The sequence below is a fragment of the Streptomyces sp. NPDC002845 genome, from assembly GCF_053591955.1.
On the sequence record NZ_JBSFUU010000135.1, the window covers coordinates 1 to 16,036 of the forward strand.

Consider the following 16,036-nt stretch of genomic DNA (forward strand, 5'->3'; position numbering starts at 1 on the left):
CGGACCGTCGTGCCGTTCTTGTTCTTCCGCTGGGTGGTCCGCAAGTACATGCCCACAGCATCAACGATCACAGCAAGAAGATCAATGCCTCAGGGGGTAGGCGTGTGCCCACACGTTTCACGCGCCGCGCGTACACCGCAACACCGTGACCTGCGCAGACACCGATCGACGGACCCGTACGTGCCTACGAACTGCGGAACTCAGGCATTCCGCACGTGACTGTGGCCGACGCGGGCAGGACACCGCGCACCTGGCAGGTGCAGCAAACCGACCGAGCCCGAGAGCCGCTCCGGACGGCGAAGTGGCAGATCAGAAGCCTTCTCGGTACTCCCAACGTCAGCCGTGCCCAACAAGCCCATGAAAGGGCGAGGCTAGTGACGCGCCATCCTGAAACGGCACGGCCCTACACCCGGTCGCGCCTGAGAGTCGTCTCGCCGAGCCCGAGGGCCATGCTGCCCATGAGCTGACGAGCGAAGTCCTCCAGGATCGAGGGGTTGGTAGCGAAGAACTCCATGACCCGCTCGGTTCGCTGCTCAGGCGAAAGCTCTTTCAGTTCCTGCTGCCATGCCAGGGTGGCAGCACCGCCATCCTCGACCTCGGCATTCACGATGAGGCTCCAGAGCGCCTGCTGGGCGTCCTCACGAGCGAGCCAAGTCATGAACATCTGCTGGAACTGCTCGCTCGTCACAGTGACCTTCGGGTCGCTGGGCGCGGTGGCCACATCTTGGGAAGGCGCGTCAGCCTCGACCCCCGGGACAGCAACAGGAGGTGTCGTCGTGACCCCGGCCCGCAAGGCCTTCTTCTGGGCTCTGCGGGCCTGCTGCTTCCGCACCAAGGCTTTGCGCTTGGCAACGAGGACCGGCACGGTCTGGGTGTGCCACCAGTGGGCAACGAGAGGTTTTGCGATTTCTACGAGACCACCGATGATCTGGCCCGCGATGTCAACCATGGCCTGTTGGCCGGGGGTGAGCTGAGGACGCTGATCCTCCACGTACTCGGTGACGTAGACGATCTCGGGCTTGTCTGCGAAACCTGACTCGTCTTCGGCCTTCAGGCGGATCTCGACGTGCTCCGGTCCCTTGGCACTCGTCTTGGGAGTGAACCCACGACTCCAGCCTTCGCTCTTCCGCGAGTCGGTGAGACGCTCGCCCTTGGGGACGCGAACAACTGCGTCGACCTCGTCGTACTCCTGCTCCTCGGCCATGCGTCCTCGTCACTGCTCGGGTCTTCCTCGGCGCTCGGTCGACGAGGATGTCGCGGTAGTAGAACCTCACCCATAACCGTAGCTGTAGCGTCCGACGATTCGGCAGGTTCGGCGAGCATCGCATCAGCCGCCACAGAGCCGCAGGTCCAAGGTTGTCACCAGTCCCCTTGCCGGATCCGCTCGGCGGACACGATCCCGTAGACGTACCGCCCAGAACGTTCGGGGCATCGTGGAATCTCCGACGGCCCCGCGATCGGCCATGCCTCCAGCGCTGACCTGATCTCGTGCCACTGCACGTTGCGCCGGCTCTCGACGATGACCAGGGTGTAGCGGCTGGTCCGGTAGGTGAAGGACTTGCCGGTCTTCGTGTAGAAGACCTCTCCCTGGTGCTCCTCGATCCGAGGCCTCGCCGTCTCCATGTTGGGACCGACCGGCACCGGCTCGGGCGGAGGTGGCACTGGATGCCCTGCCCACCGGAGCCGTTCCTCCGGCGTTGGCTCCCGGCTACTCCGACGCCAGGATGCACTCCCTCGCACGGTAATCGAAGTGACCGCCAGCTCTGTTCCGTCCGGCAGCACCCCACGGCCAGGCTCTCGGTAAGGCTCCGAAATCGTGATGTCACGCCGCTCATAGCCGAGCCTGCTGGCAACTGACTCCAGGGTCCCCATCTGAGTGTTCCCGACGTACGACCACTGGTCCTCGCTCGCATCGTCCGAGAACTCCACGACGCCGACAAGGTAGACCCCGTCCTCGTTCGGGTCGCCGAAGAGCTGCCGCAAGCGGTCGGGTTCAATGTCGCCCGTCATCTATCCGTCCACCCCTGCGTCGCCGTTATCAGATTTTCCGTCGAGCAACCCAATCACAGTCTCCTTGGCTTGCGGCTGAGTCGCGTGCTGTGCCATGCGGGACCCGATCACGGCCACCCTGCTGAGCACCTCGGCGGCTTCCTTGAGTGTGGTTGAGGGCGGCAGCACGAAGCGCGCGCCGAACTCGACCTCACCGCTGAGCTTGGCCTGCCCCTCGCCGTAGCCATTGCCGAGGAACGCTGGAGCGCCGAGTTCCTTGAGTCGAGCCACGCCATCCTTCTCCCACTGCAACGTCTTGCGCGGCGGATGGGGTCTCCACGGAATCCAGTCCTCTTGGGCGAGGTACTCCTGCCAGAGCAGCGCCAGGTGATCCCAGTCGTAGGCCTTGGAGGAGGTGACTTGCTGCTGCACGAGGAAGAAGCGGAAGTCGACCCCACGAAGCCCGCTGCTCTCGACGAGATTGCCAACGTCCTGAGTCGGCAAGCTCTCGGTGGCTTCCCAGCGGACGGTGTAACCGCTGCCCGGAATCGGGGCGTCCACGATCGCGACGTACAGGCCACCGGAGCCGATCTCCTGGATGGACTTCGATGAGCCGCCGGGCAAGGCGACGTTGTCGTACATATAGGCAGCACGAAGCTGGAGGGCGAGGTACAGGTCGATACCGTCGATCTGATTCCAGACGGTGTCGCCATCCACTTCCGGCACCTGGGACTCGATGTGGCTCGTCCAGGCTGTGGCGGTCGTCGCGGCCCACGGCACCGGGGACGAGGCGAAGGGAGCGATGATCTCCTCCCAGGTGAGGTTCTGCCAGTCCTGGGCATGGGTGGTGTCGAGGCGGATGCGCTGAAGCGAGACCGCCACGAACTGGCAGTCGTCTCGGTCCTCCTCGGCGACGTATTTGTAGTACCGCTCCAGCTGTTCAATTCCGAGGCCGGCAAGCAGCTTCACTTCGACGACAGCGACAACCTGACCGTTCGCCTCCACCACCAGGTCGGGTCGATCCGATGCCTTCCGGCCCCGCGACTTCGAGACCTCCCGACGAATCTGGAGCGGGCCAACAGCCTCGATCCCGAGCACGGAGCGGGTGATCGCCTGGTCGGCATTCATGAGGGTGGCGAGCAGATCGCTCCACGCGTTCTCGCTGTTGATCGAGAGCAGGAAGCGAAGATCCGGGAGACTGCTCACTCGCTGTCCTCTCCCAGCTCCGCGTCGATGTTGAGCACGCGGATCCCGGACTGCGACTGCGCGAGCAGCACCGCAGCGTTCTCGGCAAGGCGACGGGCGGACTTGAGCCGCAGGTCCAGCTCGACATCGTCACCCCAGCGGGCTGACGTGGCGATGGCGAATTCGATCGAACCACAGGACTCCAAGTGGCCGACGATCTCCTTGTGGATGCGGCGGCTGGTGCGCTGACGAGAGCGATCCGTCTTGGCGTTGCGGTAGTTGCTCGCTCGCCTGGCCAGCTCCACGGACTCCCCGATGTAGAGCACGCGGATGCCGTCGTCGTCCGCACCGAAATCGTAGCGGTAGAGCCCTGGCACTCGCGGGAGTCCGGGAAACCTCGGCAGGCCGGCGTCGTCCAGCGTGATCGGGCCGGCGCTCAGCCACGAGAACGCAACACGGACGTCGAGCGCCTCCAGTTCCTTGAGCTGGGACTCGTCGAAAGACCCACGACGAGACGCGCCGGTCAGCTTCGGGACCGAGCCGTTCTCGGTGGCCGAGGATCCGGCACCGATCAAGAACCCGAGGTTCTGCAGCCACCGCCGAGAGTCATGCGACTGAAACCGGCTGCGCTTGGCACCTGTCGCAAGGGAGATGACCTGCTTGACCGGCCAACGCACACGATCTACTTCGACCCAGTACTCGCGGATCTCCTCGGGCACGTGACCAGCAAGACGCCCACGAACAAGCGTGGGTGTCAGCTCGAAGGATTCGCCATCGAGGGTGAACTGCATGGAATGGAGGTTAGCTTCGATCGTTCACGAGTCCTCGTCAGTTCGCTGACGGGGACTCTGTGCGTGTGGGGTGCGGCTTTTCCGGGGGTGGGGCAGGCTGATGGCCCGGTTGTCGCCTGGGGTGGGCGCCGGGTTCCACTCCCGGGGTGGTCGTGCGGGTTGTTGGGACGGTCGAATTGGCTGGTCAGCCGGGGTTCGGGAGGGTCTGGAGCCGGTTCATGGCGCTGGTGATCACGGGCGTCCATGGCCATGGAGTGGGCAGACGCAGTCAGTGGCGGCGGCTGGTGTTCACGAACTGGGCGGCGGAGAACAGCCGCAGGCGGAGCTTCTTGGTTTTCCAGCGGCGGGTTTTGCCGGTCAGGGTGAGCATCGGCATCCATGCGAGGAGGTCGAGGGCGAGGAAGACGATCTCCAGCCAGATCCGGTTCTGGGCGGTGTCGTGCAGGGGCAGGTTGCCCTGGGCCCTGGACCGCAGCCCAGGGGCGCTGCGGACCTTCACCACCGTCTTCGGCACGCCGAGCATGTCCGTCGCCCAGTTCACCGCGACCCATGCCGCCCACGTTCAGATCACCGATCTTCGGGATCTTCTCCCCGCGTCCGTCGCAGCCTTAAGGGGCCAGCCACCGTCATTCCATGGTGGCCAGCCCCCTACATGTTCGCCGTCGGGAGGCTCAGGCGAGAGTGCTGTTGATGGCAGTGAAGAGCTGCTCGAAGCGGCTCAGCGTCGTCTCGGAGAGTCCGGGTAGCAGGGCGTCCCGCTTGCGGAGTAGCACGTCGGCAGGGCGGCCGTGTTCGGTGAACGGAGCTCCGGTTGCCCGGGTGATGCGGGCGATGATGCGGTCGTTGCCGTTGAGGTCGCTGACCTTGAGTTTGGTGCCGAAGGCTGCGTTGTACAGCTTGACGTAGTCGCCCGGGGAGAACAGGTCCTCGATGTCACTGTCCTTGACGCCGTCGCTGAACGCGTCCGTGAGCAGGAGCCGTTTGGGGGATAGCAGGCCCTTGTTTGTGAGCGTCTTGAGCTTGGCGACTCCGGCCGGGGTACTGTCGATGAGGACTGTCGCTTGGAGGTTGGTGCCGATGAGGGCGACGAAGGCGGGAATGTTGGTGGCGCCGCCGGCGGGCAGAATGCGCCAGCGGTCATCGAGGTGCGTGCGGCCCGCCTCTTTGAGGAAGTCGCTGATCAGTGTGAGGTAGGTGAATCTTTCTCGGTAACGTTTCGTGACGGTTCGTGATCTTCGGTCAGACGGTGCGGCCGTGTTCCAGCTGGAGCAGGACGAGGGCGGCTCGGGCGATTCGGGTGATGCCGCTGGGGTCGAGGCTGACCCGGCGCAGGGCCTTGAAGGTGACCTTGAGCAGGGCGTTGGCCCGCTCGGCGACCGCGTGGACGCCTCGGATGACCGAGTTGAACGCCTGCCGCTCGTCATCGAGTTCGCTGCCCTTGGGCTTCTTGACCGGGTGGCGGAAGCCGTCGCCGGCGTTCTCGTAGCCGAGGTCGGTCAGGGTGGGAATGTCCAGGGTGGATGCGAGCCGGTTGAGGGCGTCGACGAGGCCGTGGGTACGGGCGCAGGTGGTGTCATGCTCGCGGCCGGGGCGGACCGGGGAGACCCAGATCGGCCAGCCGTCGGGGGCGGAGATGACCTGGACGTTGCCGCCGTGGTGCTTGTGCTTCCCGGACCACCAGAGGTCGGCGCCTTTGGGGCCGGGGGCGGCGACGCGGTCAGTACGGATGACGGTGCCGTCCAGGTTGAGATGGGTGTAGCCGGCGGCCGCCGCCCGTTCCAGCGCGGTGGACAGATCCGGGGCGTGGTCGGCGAGCACGGTCAGCCCTTCGTGCAAGTAGCGGTACGCGGTGGGCACCGAAACCCCGTTGTCCCGGGCGAGTTGGGCCAGCCGGGTCCCGTCGACGAACCACCGCAGCACCAGGACACCCTGCTTGAAGACGCCCAGAGCGCGGGTCCGCCTGCGGGTGCCGAGCCGTTCGCGGTGCAGGCGCAAGAGTTGGGCGAGAGCCTCGGCGGTCTCCCTGCCGACGTCGAGTGTTGCGGTGTAGGTGATACTGGTCAACGCGTGAAGCCTCTGGGTTCCGGAACGTGATCTTCGCAGACCTGTTCCTACCAGGGGCTTCTCGCGTATCTGATGCCGGGTCAAGCCCGTCTGATGGCTCGCCAGCCAGGAAGATCGCGGATCTGTCGGACGGGCGGCCTGGCCAATACTCTGAACCCTCCGCACTGCCTGGGGAGAGTCATGACAAGTAGGTTCACTGAGTTGGCCGTTGACTGCCACGATCCTGAGAGGCTCGCGGCCTTCTGGTGCGAGGTCCTGGACTTCAAGGTGATCGACCGGAGCGAGGGCAAGGTCGAGATCGGCTCCTGGGTGCCGGCCGTCGAGGATGTTCGGGCCCGTCAGATGCCGCCCACCCTGCTCTTCATACAGGTGCCCGAGGGCAAGACCGTGAAGAACCGGCTTCACCTCGACGTCAGTCCAATCGACGGCAGCACCGAGGACGAGGTGACCAGATTGCTCGGCCTCGGCGCCACCAAGACGGATGTGGGCCAGGGGTCAGACCGAAACTGGGTAGTCATGGCAGACCCCGAGGGCAACGAGTTCGACGTCCTACGCACCCTGGCACCGCAGACCTAGGCCGCGAGCGGGCACCCGCACCCCGTCACACACCGCAACCGTTACGTTGCCGAGAAGACCTCGGTGTAGTCGCTGGTTCCTTCGACCAGAAGGTTGTCGGGGCCAACGAAGAGGTTCTGGGCGATGTCATAGCCAAGAGCGGCTTGGAGCGGGAAGAGCGAGTCGTCGGTGACGGAGAGGACTTCGTCAGTGACGACAGCGCCGGTATCCGGCCCGCGGTCTTCGACGATCCTGACGCGGTCGAGTCGGGCCGTTTCGACCATGAACGGCGAGTGGGTGGTGTAGATGACCTGGGCGACGGGAGCGAGGCGCTCGTTGATGAAGCGCAGGAAGTCGGCCTGTGCGCGGCCGTGCAGGCTCAGTCCTGGTTCGTCCAGTAGGACGACGACACCGTGCGGGTAGTTCTCGAACTCGGAGAAGGCTGCGAGGAAGCTGAAGAACCACTGGAAGCCGGTGGAGCGGGCGGAGAAGTTGTTGGTGAACCCGTGGCGGCGGTCCCTGACACGGATGTCGAGGTGGCTGGCGATGGCCTGCTGTCCGTTCGGGTGCTGGACGGTGGTCTTGTCCAGGTCGATCTCCACTGACAGGTCCGGGTTCTGCTTCCAGTATTCGAAGACCTGTTGGGTGATGTCGTTGCCTACCGCTTCGAGTTCGGCCTTGCGCTCTTCGAAGTCCTCGGTCGACAGCGCTCCGGCCGTGGTGCTGGCGAGTTCCAGCAAGGCCCGGGCAGTCTGCATTGAGGAGGCACCGGGCTCTTCTTCCTGGCCGTTGAGGTCCGTCAGAGCGATCCGGCCGGGAAGGTTTTGGTAGTTGCTGAAGTAGAAGAACTTCGGCTCGCGGTCGCGCAGGATGCGTACCGCCCGGTGCCAGGCAGTCGCGCAGTCGGCCAACCGCTGGCGTGCCGCCCTGGTGAAAAGATCGATGTCCTGTGCGGTGTAGTCGGAGTCTTCCGCAGCTTCAAGGTTGTCGGCTTGCTCCAGGGCCGCAGCCAGGCTCCGGGTTCCAAGAACGCTGCGCAGCGCGGGCGCCACTTCCTCATCGCTGTAGAGGTTCTCCAGAGCCGCACTCTCGTCGACGTGCAAGATGACTATGTGTCGTCCCTCGTAGGGGATGGACCGTGAGTACGAGCGCCCCTTGACCACATCGGGCCCGAGCGCATCGGCAACAGCTTTCAGGTCCTCATCGTCCAGCGTGAACGTACAGGTGATTGGCTTGGCGTCGTTGATCTCCCCCGAGCGGGTGTCCTTAACCTTCCGCCACCGCGGATAGTCCTGCCCCAGGGCGAAGGAGTGCTCTGGGTACACAGGGTGGAAGCGGTAGATCGCCGACAGCAGCGCTGTCTTCCCACTCTCGTTCTTGCCGACCAGTGCCGTGACGTCCGGCGCGATATCAACATCGCCGCTGTCAACGATGTTACGAAAGAGACGACTTCGTACCTGAGTGAGCTGCATCCGACCAGTCTGCCCTGCCCCACTGACAACCCCTGGTCCTCCGCATAGCGAACCGGGACGGACGGACCACCGCGCTCGCCACCCAGGGCGACGTCGCTGGCCCGGTTGCCGCCAGTCCCGCCCGAGCTCCCGGAGTTTCGCGGATACTTAAGACCCAGCCCGGCGGCCTACTCGGCGTCCGGGAAACCGCCGCGATTCTCCTGCCCGTAGCGTTCCATCGCAGCCCGAAACCCCGGGAGGTGCTCGTCGTCAAGGTAGTAGCCGCCGGTCTTCGACCAGCCCTTGGACGGGTCCGGGGTAGTCGGGCGCAGCGGGTTCGGGATGTCCGGCGACCACCAACCCGCCTTCGCCCCGCGTGTGATTGCCTTCGTCAGGGCGGCCGACGGGCCACGGAGCGCGTTGTCTCCCCACTTCTCCCGGTAGGCGTGAGCGTCCAGCCAGCCGTCACCCTTCACCAACTGGCTCAGTAGCAGCACCACGCGGATGTTGCTGTTGCGGAGCAGTCGGTACGCGCGGTCCTGGGTCCACTCGGTGTCTGCGGGCTCCGTGGCGATTTCGACGCCCGCAGCTCCGGCGAACGACTGCAAGACCTCGCGAACGAAGTCCTCCGATGCACCCTTCATGGTGATCGTCAGGTCCATCTGTGCCCCCTCCAGCGAATAACACCTCAATGGCCTGTGAATCAGCCGGGCTCACAGAATGTCAGTTAGACGACTGTGAATCAACATCAAAACCACGGTCATTCATTGGTGATTAGTGATGGGTCTCCAACGATGGGGGCAGTCGACCACGCTGAACAGGTGGGCGCTCACCGACTCAGAGCCATGTGGCCCAGGCGAGCGTATGCCTTGAATGCGCTCTGTTGCGGGGCCGGTTGAGATCTTTAGGCTCTGCTCATGTCGAAGCAGAAGCGGGGCAGGAAGCACCGGATGCCGCAGAAGAGGGTCCCCCGTCCCTCGGTGCCGCGTCAGCGTGCGGCGGTTGAGGTGTTGCCGGGGGGCGGGTTGCCGCTGCGGGGGAACCTGGAGGTGGCGGCGCGGATGCTGGAGCACGCGAAGCCCGACCAACTGGTGGAACTGGTGCTGCCGTATCCGTGGGTGGCCCTCGCCGACGGCCGCGTCCCGGCGAACATCTGCGTGGACGCGTGCATGACGCTGCGCAACGCCTACGGTCAGCTGGGGGTGCGGGCCGAACTGCTGCCGGTCGACCTGGCGATCCAGAACCAGGACGGTGGCGGGATGCGCTACGGCTCGCTCACGCCGAGTTGGACGGGGACCTCCTGGAACGGACACTGCGTGCTGGTGCTGCCGGACTCCGGGCGGTTCGTGGACGCCACGGTGGAACAGTTCGACGAAGTCCGTGAGATCGGCATGGGCCCGATGGTCGGCAAGGTGGCGTTGGCGACCGATGGCGACGGCTCGCTGGTGGAGCCGGGGGTGCAGGTCGTGCTCCAGCGCGGGGACCTGCTGCTGACCTACACGGTCGCCGGGCCCCAGGCACTGACCTCCATCGTGGAACACCCGGAAGCGGTGGCGCACGCCGACGGCCACCGGCGCACCGGGGTGAACGTCGCTTCCTACACCCTGGCCGCCCTGCGCGGCGAGGGTGTGCGCGGCCGGGCGATGCAGACTCCCTATCCCAGGCTGCGGGCCCTGCTGAGGGCGGTCGGGGACGCCCCGTACGAGGCGGACGAAGCCGGGGACGTGCGGTTTCGCCTGCCCGATCAGAGCCAGGAGCGATGGCTGCGGCTGGACGAGATCCCGCTGCCGCCGGCTGTCCCGGCAGCCTGGCCGCGCGCGTAGGCGCGAGCCGTACTCGCTGCGAGCCGGAATCGTGCTGTGGGCCGCCCGTCGTGCTGCCGTGGTCAGAACGGGTGGGTCGCGGCGGGAGCCGGTCCCTGGGCCTGGCCGGTGTCCGTGGTGGCGGGGCGGGGTGCGGGGGCGGTGCCGCCGGGCTGGTAGGTCTTGGTGACGGCCGCCTTCGCGTACGTCAGGGAGGCGGCGATCTCCTCGGCCTCGATCTCGACGACGGTGCGGCGGACGCCTTCCTTGTCGTCGAAGGTGCGCTGCTTGAGGCGGCCGGTGACGATGACCCGGGCGCCCTTGGTGAGGGACTGGGCGGCGTTCTCGGCGGCCTGGCGCCAGATCGAGCAGCGCAGAAACAGCGGTTCCCCGTCGACGAATTCGTTGCGCTCGCGGTCGAAGACACGTGGGGTGGATGCGATCGTGAACCCGGTGACGGACAGTCCCGAATTGGTGTGCCGCAGTTCCGGGTCGGCGGTCAGGTTGCCCACCACAGTCACCAGCGTCTCGCCCGCCATGACCACCGCCCCTTCACCTGCCGCACCTTGGTTGAGCCCACCGTATCCGCGGGCGCTGACAGTTCAGCCGAACCGGTGGCCGCAGTCAGCCACCGCACGCGATCATGACGGTATCTGCTGCCGCCGGCGCCCCTTGTGCTCATCCGCCCGCATCTCGCCGGGCCATTGCTGTGCATTCACTCGTTCAGCCCAACCGCACGGCAGGACTGAGCCACGACCGGGCGAAACGCCTCACGGTAGCGAACGCCCCGACAGGACGAGCAGCTCAGCCCCTCGCGTTGAGGGTGCTTTCCGGGAAGCGATGCGTAGGGCCTCCTGGCTCGGGCAGGGTGTCCCCCGTGTCCACGTACGAAACCTTCCTTGCCCGGCTCGGGCACGAGCCGACCGCCACCGACTGCGAGCAGTGGGCCCGCGACCACGCCGCTGATCCGGACGCGTCGCGCGCCCTGATCGACGCCGGCTGGCACCGGGCCCGTCGCGAGCACGACCCCAACCGCGCTCTTGCCCTCTTCCGCCAGGCCCGGGAGGGGGACGGGCCCAGCCGGAGGGATGCGTACGTCGGCGTCATCGAGCAGCTCTACGCGCTCGGCCACCACGACGAGGGCGACACCGAACGGGACGCACTGCGCGCCGAACTGGATGCGGCCCAGACGGCGGACCTGCGGATCTACCACGACATGGTGGAACTGCTCATCGACACCGGCACGTTGGAGGCGGCGCTGGTCTGGTGCGAGGCAGCCCTGGCCCACACCGGAGCCGCGCAGGACACCGAGAACGCCGGTGCGCAGCGGCATTCTCTCCATCTCAGCCGCAGTTTCCTGCACGAGGAGCTCGGCATGGAGCCCGATGCGCAGGACCTGGCCGCCGAAGCCGTCGCTCAACAGGAGTTGGACGAGTTCGGCAGACTGCTGCGGGAAACCGTCCAGTCGCTGCCGGGCGGCCCTCAACTCCTGCCTGACGATGACGGACCCTACGACGGCATCGTGCTGCGCTGGAGCCGCGCGGAGTTCCCCGCCGTGCGCGCACGGTGGCCCGAGACGACCGAGGCGTACACGGACGACTACGACACCTACGCAGCCCGCCTCCAGAACGAGGCCCGCGCCTACAGCGATGCCGGCGCCGTACACGTCCGCCTGGTCACCGCCGACCTCGCCGACTACGGGACGTACGCACAACGCACCGGATGCGATCCCGCCGCCCCCGAAACCCGCCAGGCATACGGGCCGTGGCGGGCCGAGACCACCCCCGAGGCGGCTGTGCTCTGGCCGCCGCCGCGCAACGGCCCGTGCTGGTGCGAGTCGGGGAAGAAGTTCAAGAAGTGCTGCGGCACGCCCGCGCGGAACTGACCGGCCATGACCGAACAGACGCGTGCCGTACGCGCGCAGGAACCGGGCCCGGCGTGCGCGTCCGCGCCGCGCGGGACGTCCATGATGCCGGACATGGACGTGTGGGAGGACCCGGCCGAGCTCCGCATCCGGCTGGATGTGGCGCTGGAGGAGAACGCGGCACTGCGCGGGGAGAACACGCGCCTGCGCGCCATGCTGGGACCGGCCGCCGCACAGGTGCCCTCCTGGGACGACCCGCCATCACCCCAGACGACGGCTCAGGCCGCCCCCACGGACTTCGGCCCGCCGATGCGGTCCCCATCCGGCCTGCCTCACGCCGACGCCCGCTCCACGGTGGAGGCCAAACTCGCTTTGTTCAAGGCCCTGTTCACGGGCCGCACGGACGTCTACGCGCGCCGCTGGGTCGCGAAGTCCACGTCCGGGAAGACGGGCTGGAGCCCGGCGGAGACCAAGCGTCCGTGGGAGCGACGTGCCGGGGAGGAACGCGAGCTGCTGCCGCTCACCGACCAGGTCCTCATCGAGCACCTCAGCCGCCCGAAGCCCGGACATGATCAGGAGCACGTCGGCCTGTATCCGCTGCTCACCGACGACACCTGCCGGCTGCTGGCCTGCGACTTCGACGACAAGGACTGGCGCGGGGACGCTGCCGCTTACCATCAGGCGTGCTGGGCGGCCGGAGTCCCGGCGTATGCGGAGGTCTCCCGGTCCGGCGAGGGCGCCCACGTGTGGACGTTCTTTACCGAACCCATCCCCGCCGGTTTTGCCCGGCAGCTGGGCGCCGCACTGCTGCGGGACGCCATGACCGCACGCGAGCGGATGTCCCTGGCCAGCTTCGACCGGTTCTTCCCCGCCCAGGACCTGCTGCCGACCAAGTCCTCCGGTAACGGCAGTTTCGGCAACCTGATCGCCCTGCCGCTCAACGGCGACTGCCGCGAGCGCGGCACCACCCTCTTCTGCGATCCGGCGACCTGGACGCCCTACCCCGACCAGTTCGCCCACCTCTCCCAGATCCAACGCCTGGGGCGAGGCGAGGTCGAGGCACTGGTGGACACGATGGCGCCGGTCACGGTCGGCCCGGCGGCCACACTCGAGAGGATGCCGCCGAAGCCGCGGCGCTCCGCGCTCGGCACGGCTCCCGAAGTAGTACGGGCCCGGCTGGGGGCCATGCTTGCCATCGCCACCACGGGGCTGCCCGCCCCGCTCCTAGCGGCGCTCAAGCACCTGGCGAGCCTGCACAACCCGGACTTCTACAAGAAGCAGAAGATGCGCTACTCCACGTTCGGGACACCCCGGTTCGTGATGTGCTTCGACGCGAGCGACCCCGACTGGCTGCGTATCCCCAGAGGACTGGCCGACGAAGCGACCAAGCTCATCGCCTCGGCAGGCGGAGACCTGCGTATCGACGACGACCTGCCCACGTACGAGGCGATCACCGCGCGCTTCACCGGTGAACTCACCCCGGTGCAGGCCAAAGCAGTCGACACGATGCCCCCGCACATGACCGGCGTACTCGTGGCCCCGCCAGGCACCGGCAAGACCGTGATGGCCTGCGCTCTGATCGCCGAGACCGCACAGCCGACCGCGATCATCGTGAACAAGGCCGAACTCCTCGTCCAGTGGGGTGAACGCCTGGCCACCTTCCTCGACCTGGGCGAGAAGGAAGTCGGCTCACTGGGCGGCGGCAAGGACCGCCGCGGCGGCGTGGTCGACCTGGTGATGCTCCAGTCCCTCGCCCACCGCGACGCCCCCGACCAACTCCTGGACAGCTACGGCCTAGTGATCGTGGACGAGTGTCACGCCATCGGCGCCCCCGCCGCCGTGGCAGCGGTGAACAGAGCCGCCGTGCGCCGCTGGGTGGGCCTGTCCGCCACCCCCTACCGCGCCGACCAGATGGACGCGCTCATCACCATGCAGTGCGGCCCCGTCCGCCACGAGATCGCCGACCAGACCACCTTCACCAAGCACCTGATCGTCCACCCCACCGCCTTCACCACCGAGGAGACCGGCGACGACGGCGTCTCCTTCCAGGCTCTGTACGGAGAACTCGCCGCCGACGAGGAACGCAACGCCCGCATCGCCGCGGACATCGCCGACGCCGCCCGCCGCGGCCGCCACAGCCTCGCCCTCAGCAACCGCCTCGAACACCTCGACCGTCTCGCCGAAGCCCTCCACCATCACGGCATCCACCCGATGCTCCTGCACGGCCGGCTCAGCGCGGCCGAGCGCGCCGAGGTCCGCACCGCCCTCGACTCTCAAGACACTGGCCCGACCGTGCTCCTGGCCATCGACAAGGTCGCCGGCGAAGGCTTCGACGCGGCCCGCCTCGACTGCCTCTTCCTGACCAGTCCGTTCCGCTTCAAAGGCAAGAGCATCCAACAAGTCGGCCGCGTCATGCGCGAGTTGGAAACGGGCAAGACCGATGTCGAGGTCCATGACTACGTCGACGTGGCCGTCTCCCGTCTGGAGAGCATGCACCACCATCGGCGCCGCGTTCTGGCCCGCCGAGGTTTCACCACCCGTACCGCCACCGGCCCCTCTGCCACCAAGGTCCCCACGCCGCAGGACGACGCCCCGCCCGTCCGCGACCTCCCTGAAGGGAAGCCGACAGTCGCCGAAGTCCGTTCCTGGGCCCGCGACAACGGCCACACCGTCCCCGACCGAGGACGTCTCCGCGCCGACATCTGGACCGCCTGGCACACGGCCCATCCGATCTGACATGCAGGCCGAACGTCATGGAATGCGGATCACGGAGCTGTCACTACTCGCAGTGACCACACTCGATTTCCTAGTGCTGGTTTCTGCTCATGATCAGCCGGCACGCGCAGTGCTCATCGCACGCGGATTCCGTCGTTCCCGCAGGAACTCGTGCTCACGATCACGCGCTCCCTACACCGGGACCGGGCATTCGCCAAAAGTCCCGCATATGCGTTGAGCTGGGCGTTCGCCAGACGGTCGTGATCTTCGTCAGGCTGTGTCGTGGTACTCGTGGATGAGTCCGCTGAGGACGTCGTGGCGCTGGATGTGCTGGGCGGGGAAGGGGATGACGTCCGGATCGTCGGCTGGGGCGCGAAGGTGCAGGGCCCGGTGCGGCCTTCCGGAGTTGTAGTGCTCGGCGTATTCGGCGAGGACACGCCGTGCGTGTTGCTCGTTGTAGATCGGCATCCGGTCGGTGCACTCGGCCCGCACGCTGCGGATGAACCTCTCCACGTGGGCGTTCTCTTATCCGCGGTGTCTGTGGCGCGCTCTTCAGGATCTCGATGCCGTCGGCGGTGAAGACGGCGTCGAACGCCTGGGTGTAGCGGCTGTCGCGGTCGCGTAGCAGGTGGCGGAAGCCGGCGGCGCGGTCTGCGAGGTTGGCGAGGAGGTTCCTCGAGAGCTGGGTGGCCCAGGCTGTGGTCGGGTGGGCGGTGACGCCGAGGATGTGCACGGTGCGGGTGCCGGCCTCCATGACCACGAAGGCGTACAGCCTGCTCAGGCCCGCGGTGTCCACGTGGAAGAAGTCGGCGGCGAGCAGGCCGGAGGCCTGGGCGCGTACGAACTCGCGCCAGGTCGGGGCGGAGCGGCTTCGTCTGGGTGCGGGGCCGAGGCCGGCGCTGCGCAGGATGCGTCGGATGGTGGAGGCGCCGACGCGGTGGCCCAGGCGCCGCAGCTCGCCCTGGATACGGGTTGAGCCCCAGGTCGGGTCCTCGCGGGCCAGGCGCAGGATCAGGGCGGTGAGTTCCTCGGAGATCGGCGGGCGGCCGGTCCGTGCGGGTTTCTGCTTCCACTTCCAGCGCAGTAGCCGCCGGTGCCAGGTGAGCAGGGTGCCGGGTGTGAACAGGCGGTGTCGGCGCAGCCGGGAGGGTAGGTGCCGGGCGAGGGCGGCGAGCACGGCGCGGTCCGGCCAGGTGAGATGTGGCCGGACGCCGAGCCGGCGGCGCAGCACCGCGTTCTCGTGGCGCAGCGCGAGCAGCTCGGCGTCCTTGGTCTGCTGCGAGCGGGAGAGCAGCAGGAGCAGTCCGAGGAGTCGGAGGAAGACCAGGTAGAGCATGCGCAGTGCCATGGGGTCCGAGCTTGTCGTGATCGCCCGGAGTCGCAAAGTGCCTGGTCAGATGCTGTACGTCACTTCTGGAACCCTACAGGGATCGCAGCCAGGGAGACCGCGTTCTGGAGGCCGAGGACGCGGCCTCGGACCTCCTCCGGAATCCGCTAGTGTCCTGCGCTAGAAATCACGAGACTAAGTGGTCTGCGTCATAAGTCCTTCGGGGGTTGATCATGCGGCTGGGGCGGCGGAGGATTCTTCTGGGTGATCGGTGGTGTGCCGGTCGAGTCTGG

General features: G+C 67.0%; 13 protein-coding genes and 1 pseudogene. 4 read left to right on the forward strand and 10 right to left on the reverse strand.

Features of this window, described 5'->3' with window-relative positions; translation table 11 throughout:
* Nucleotides 1–403: 403 nt before the first annotated feature.
* The 6 genes and pseudogenes from ACWD3C_RS45825 to ACWD3C_RS45850 all read right to left on the reverse strand — a co-directional run bounded on the left by ACWD3C_RS45825 (nucleotide 404) and on the right by ACWD3C_RS45850 (nucleotide 6,029).
* Nucleotides 404–1,204, reverse strand: a complete 801-nt coding sequence (locus tag ACWD3C_RS45825) for a hypothetical protein (protein ID WP_451154307.1) — start codon at nucleotides 1,202–1,204, stop codon at nucleotides 404–406.
* Nucleotides 1,205–1,359: 155 nt separating this feature from the next.
* Entirely contained in the window at nucleotides 1,360–1,623 is a 264-nt protein-coding gene (locus ACWD3C_RS45830) for a hypothetical protein (RefSeq protein ID WP_451154309.1), read from the reverse strand.
* A 387-nt stretch (nucleotides 1,624–2,010) separates the two neighbouring features.
* Nucleotides 2,011–3,195 carry a PD-(D/E)XK nuclease family protein gene (locus ACWD3C_RS45835; RefSeq protein ID WP_451154311.1) on the reverse strand — a complete coding sequence of 395 codons (1,185 nt, stop codon included), beginning with the start codon at nucleotides 3,193–3,195 and terminating at the stop codon, nucleotides 2,011–2,013.
* On the reverse strand, nucleotides 3,192–3,965 hold the full coding sequence (locus ACWD3C_RS45840; RefSeq protein ID WP_451154313.1) for a hypothetical protein: 774 nt from the start codon (nucleotides 3,963–3,965) through the stop codon (nucleotides 3,192–3,194). The genes ACWD3C_RS45835 and ACWD3C_RS45840 overlap by 4 nt, the downstream gene beginning before the upstream one ends.
* Before the next feature lie 184 nt (nucleotides 3,966–4,149).
* A pseudogene (locus ACWD3C_RS45845) lies at nucleotides 4,150–4,464 on the reverse strand (transposase); the annotation flags it as partial.
* 740 nt (nucleotides 4,465–5,204) lie between these two features.
* Nucleotides 5,205–6,029, reverse strand: a complete 825-nt coding sequence (locus tag ACWD3C_RS45850) for an HARBI1 family protein (protein ID WP_451154315.1) — start codon at nucleotides 6,027–6,029, stop codon at nucleotides 5,205–5,207.
* A gap of 180 nt (nucleotides 6,030–6,209) precedes the next feature.
* Here ACWD3C_RS45850 and ACWD3C_RS45855 point away from each other — a divergent pair, with 180 nt between their 5' ends.
* Nucleotides 6,210–6,605: a VOC family protein gene (locus tag ACWD3C_RS45855; RefSeq protein WP_042163766.1), complete on the forward strand. Its 396-nt coding sequence runs from the start codon at nucleotides 6,210–6,212 to the stop codon at nucleotides 6,603–6,605.
* Nucleotides 6,606–6,646: 41 nt separating this feature from the next.
* On the opposite strand, the gene ACWD3C_RS45860 is transcribed toward ACWD3C_RS45855, so the two are convergent.
* Together ACWD3C_RS45860 and ACWD3C_RS45865 are read right to left on the reverse strand one after the other, a co-directional pair.
* Nucleotides 6,647–8,056 carry an AAA family ATPase gene (locus tag ACWD3C_RS45860; protein ID WP_451154318.1) on the reverse strand — a complete coding sequence of 470 codons (1,410 nt, stop codon included), beginning with the start codon at nucleotides 8,054–8,056 and terminating at the stop codon, nucleotides 6,647–6,649.
* A 167-nt stretch (nucleotides 8,057–8,223) separates the two neighbouring features.
* Complete coding sequence (locus ACWD3C_RS45865) at nucleotides 8,224–8,697, reverse strand: hypothetical protein (RefSeq protein ID WP_451154320.1); 474 nt, start codon at nucleotides 8,695–8,697, stop codon at nucleotides 8,224–8,226.
* A gap of 255 nt (nucleotides 8,698–8,952) precedes the next feature.
* Between ACWD3C_RS45865 and ACWD3C_RS45870 the strand changes: the two genes are divergently transcribed.
* Entirely contained in the window at nucleotides 8,953–9,858 is a 906-nt protein-coding gene (locus ACWD3C_RS45870; RefSeq protein ID WP_451154322.1) for a hypothetical protein, read from the forward strand.
* 62 nt (nucleotides 9,859–9,920) lie between these two features.
* Here ACWD3C_RS45870 and ACWD3C_RS45875 read toward each other — a convergent pair whose 3' ends face one another.
* Complete coding sequence (locus ACWD3C_RS45875) at nucleotides 9,921–10,376, reverse strand: single-stranded DNA-binding protein (RefSeq protein WP_451154324.1); 456 nt, start codon at nucleotides 10,374–10,376, stop codon at nucleotides 9,921–9,923.
* 338 nt (nucleotides 10,377–10,714) lie between these two features.
* On the opposite strand from ACWD3C_RS45875, the gene ACWD3C_RS45880 reads away from it, so the two are divergent.
* Both ACWD3C_RS45880 and ACWD3C_RS45885 read left to right on the forward strand, forming a co-directional pair.
* Complete coding sequence (locus ACWD3C_RS45880) at nucleotides 10,715–11,722, forward strand: SEC-C domain-containing protein (RefSeq protein ID WP_451154326.1); 1,008 nt, start codon at nucleotides 10,715–10,717, stop codon at nucleotides 11,720–11,722.
* A 6-nt stretch (nucleotides 11,723–11,728) separates the two neighbouring features.
* Nucleotides 11,729–14,437, forward strand: a complete 2,709-nt coding sequence (locus ACWD3C_RS45885) for a TOTE conflict system archaeo-eukaryotic primase domain-containing protein (protein ID WP_451154328.1) — start codon at nucleotides 11,729–11,731, stop codon at nucleotides 14,435–14,437.
* 160 nt (nucleotides 14,438–14,597) lie between these two features.
* On the opposite strand, the gene ACWD3C_RS45890 is transcribed toward ACWD3C_RS45885, so the two are convergent.
* The gene (locus tag ACWD3C_RS45890; RefSeq protein ID WP_451154330.1) at nucleotides 14,598–15,764 is read right to left on the reverse strand and encodes a helix-turn-helix domain-containing protein; all 1,167 of its coding nucleotides are present in this window, start codon (nucleotides 15,762–15,764) and stop codon (nucleotides 14,598–14,600) included.
* Nucleotides 15,765–16,036: the final 272 nt, after the last annotated feature.

Bases quoted from the DNA above. Each gene is read 5' to 3' on its own strand.
- ACWD3C_RS45825 (WP_451154307.1), bottom strand. From the start codon at position 1,204: ATGGCCGAGGAGCAGGAGTACGACGAGGTCGACGCAGTTGTTCGCGTC.
- ACWD3C_RS45830 (WP_451154309.1), bottom strand. From the start codon at position 1,623: ATGGAGACGGCGAGGCCTCGGATCGAGGAGCACCAGGGAGAGGTCTTC.
- ACWD3C_RS45840 (WP_451154313.1), bottom strand. From the start codon at position 3,965: ATGCAGTTCACCCTCGATGGCGAATCCTTCGAGCTGACACCCACGCTT.
- ACWD3C_RS45855 (WP_042163766.1), top strand. From the start codon at position 6,210: ATGACAAGTAGGTTCACTGAGTTGGCCGTTGACTGCCACGATCCTGAG.
- ACWD3C_RS45860 (WP_451154318.1), bottom strand. From the start codon at position 8,056: ATGCAGCTCACTCAGGTACGAAGTCGTCTCTTTCGTAACATCGTTGAC.
- ACWD3C_RS45865 (WP_451154320.1), bottom strand. From the start codon at position 8,697: ATGGACCTGACGATCACCATGAAGGGTGCATCGGAGGACTTCGTTCGC.
- ACWD3C_RS45870 (WP_451154322.1), top strand. From the start codon at position 8,953: ATGTCGAAGCAGAAGCGGGGCAGGAAGCACCGGATGCCGCAGAAGAGG.
- ACWD3C_RS45875 (WP_451154324.1), bottom strand. From the start codon at position 10,376: ATGGCGGGCGAGACGCTGGTGACTGTGGTGGGCAACCTGACCGCCGAC.
- ACWD3C_RS45885 (WP_451154328.1), top strand. From the start codon at position 11,729: ATGACCGAACAGACGCGTGCCGTACGCGCGCAGGAACCGGGCCCGGCG.
- ACWD3C_RS45890 (WP_451154330.1), bottom strand. From the start codon at position 15,764: ATGGCACTGCGCATGCTCTACCTGGTCTTCCTCCGACTCCTCGGACTG.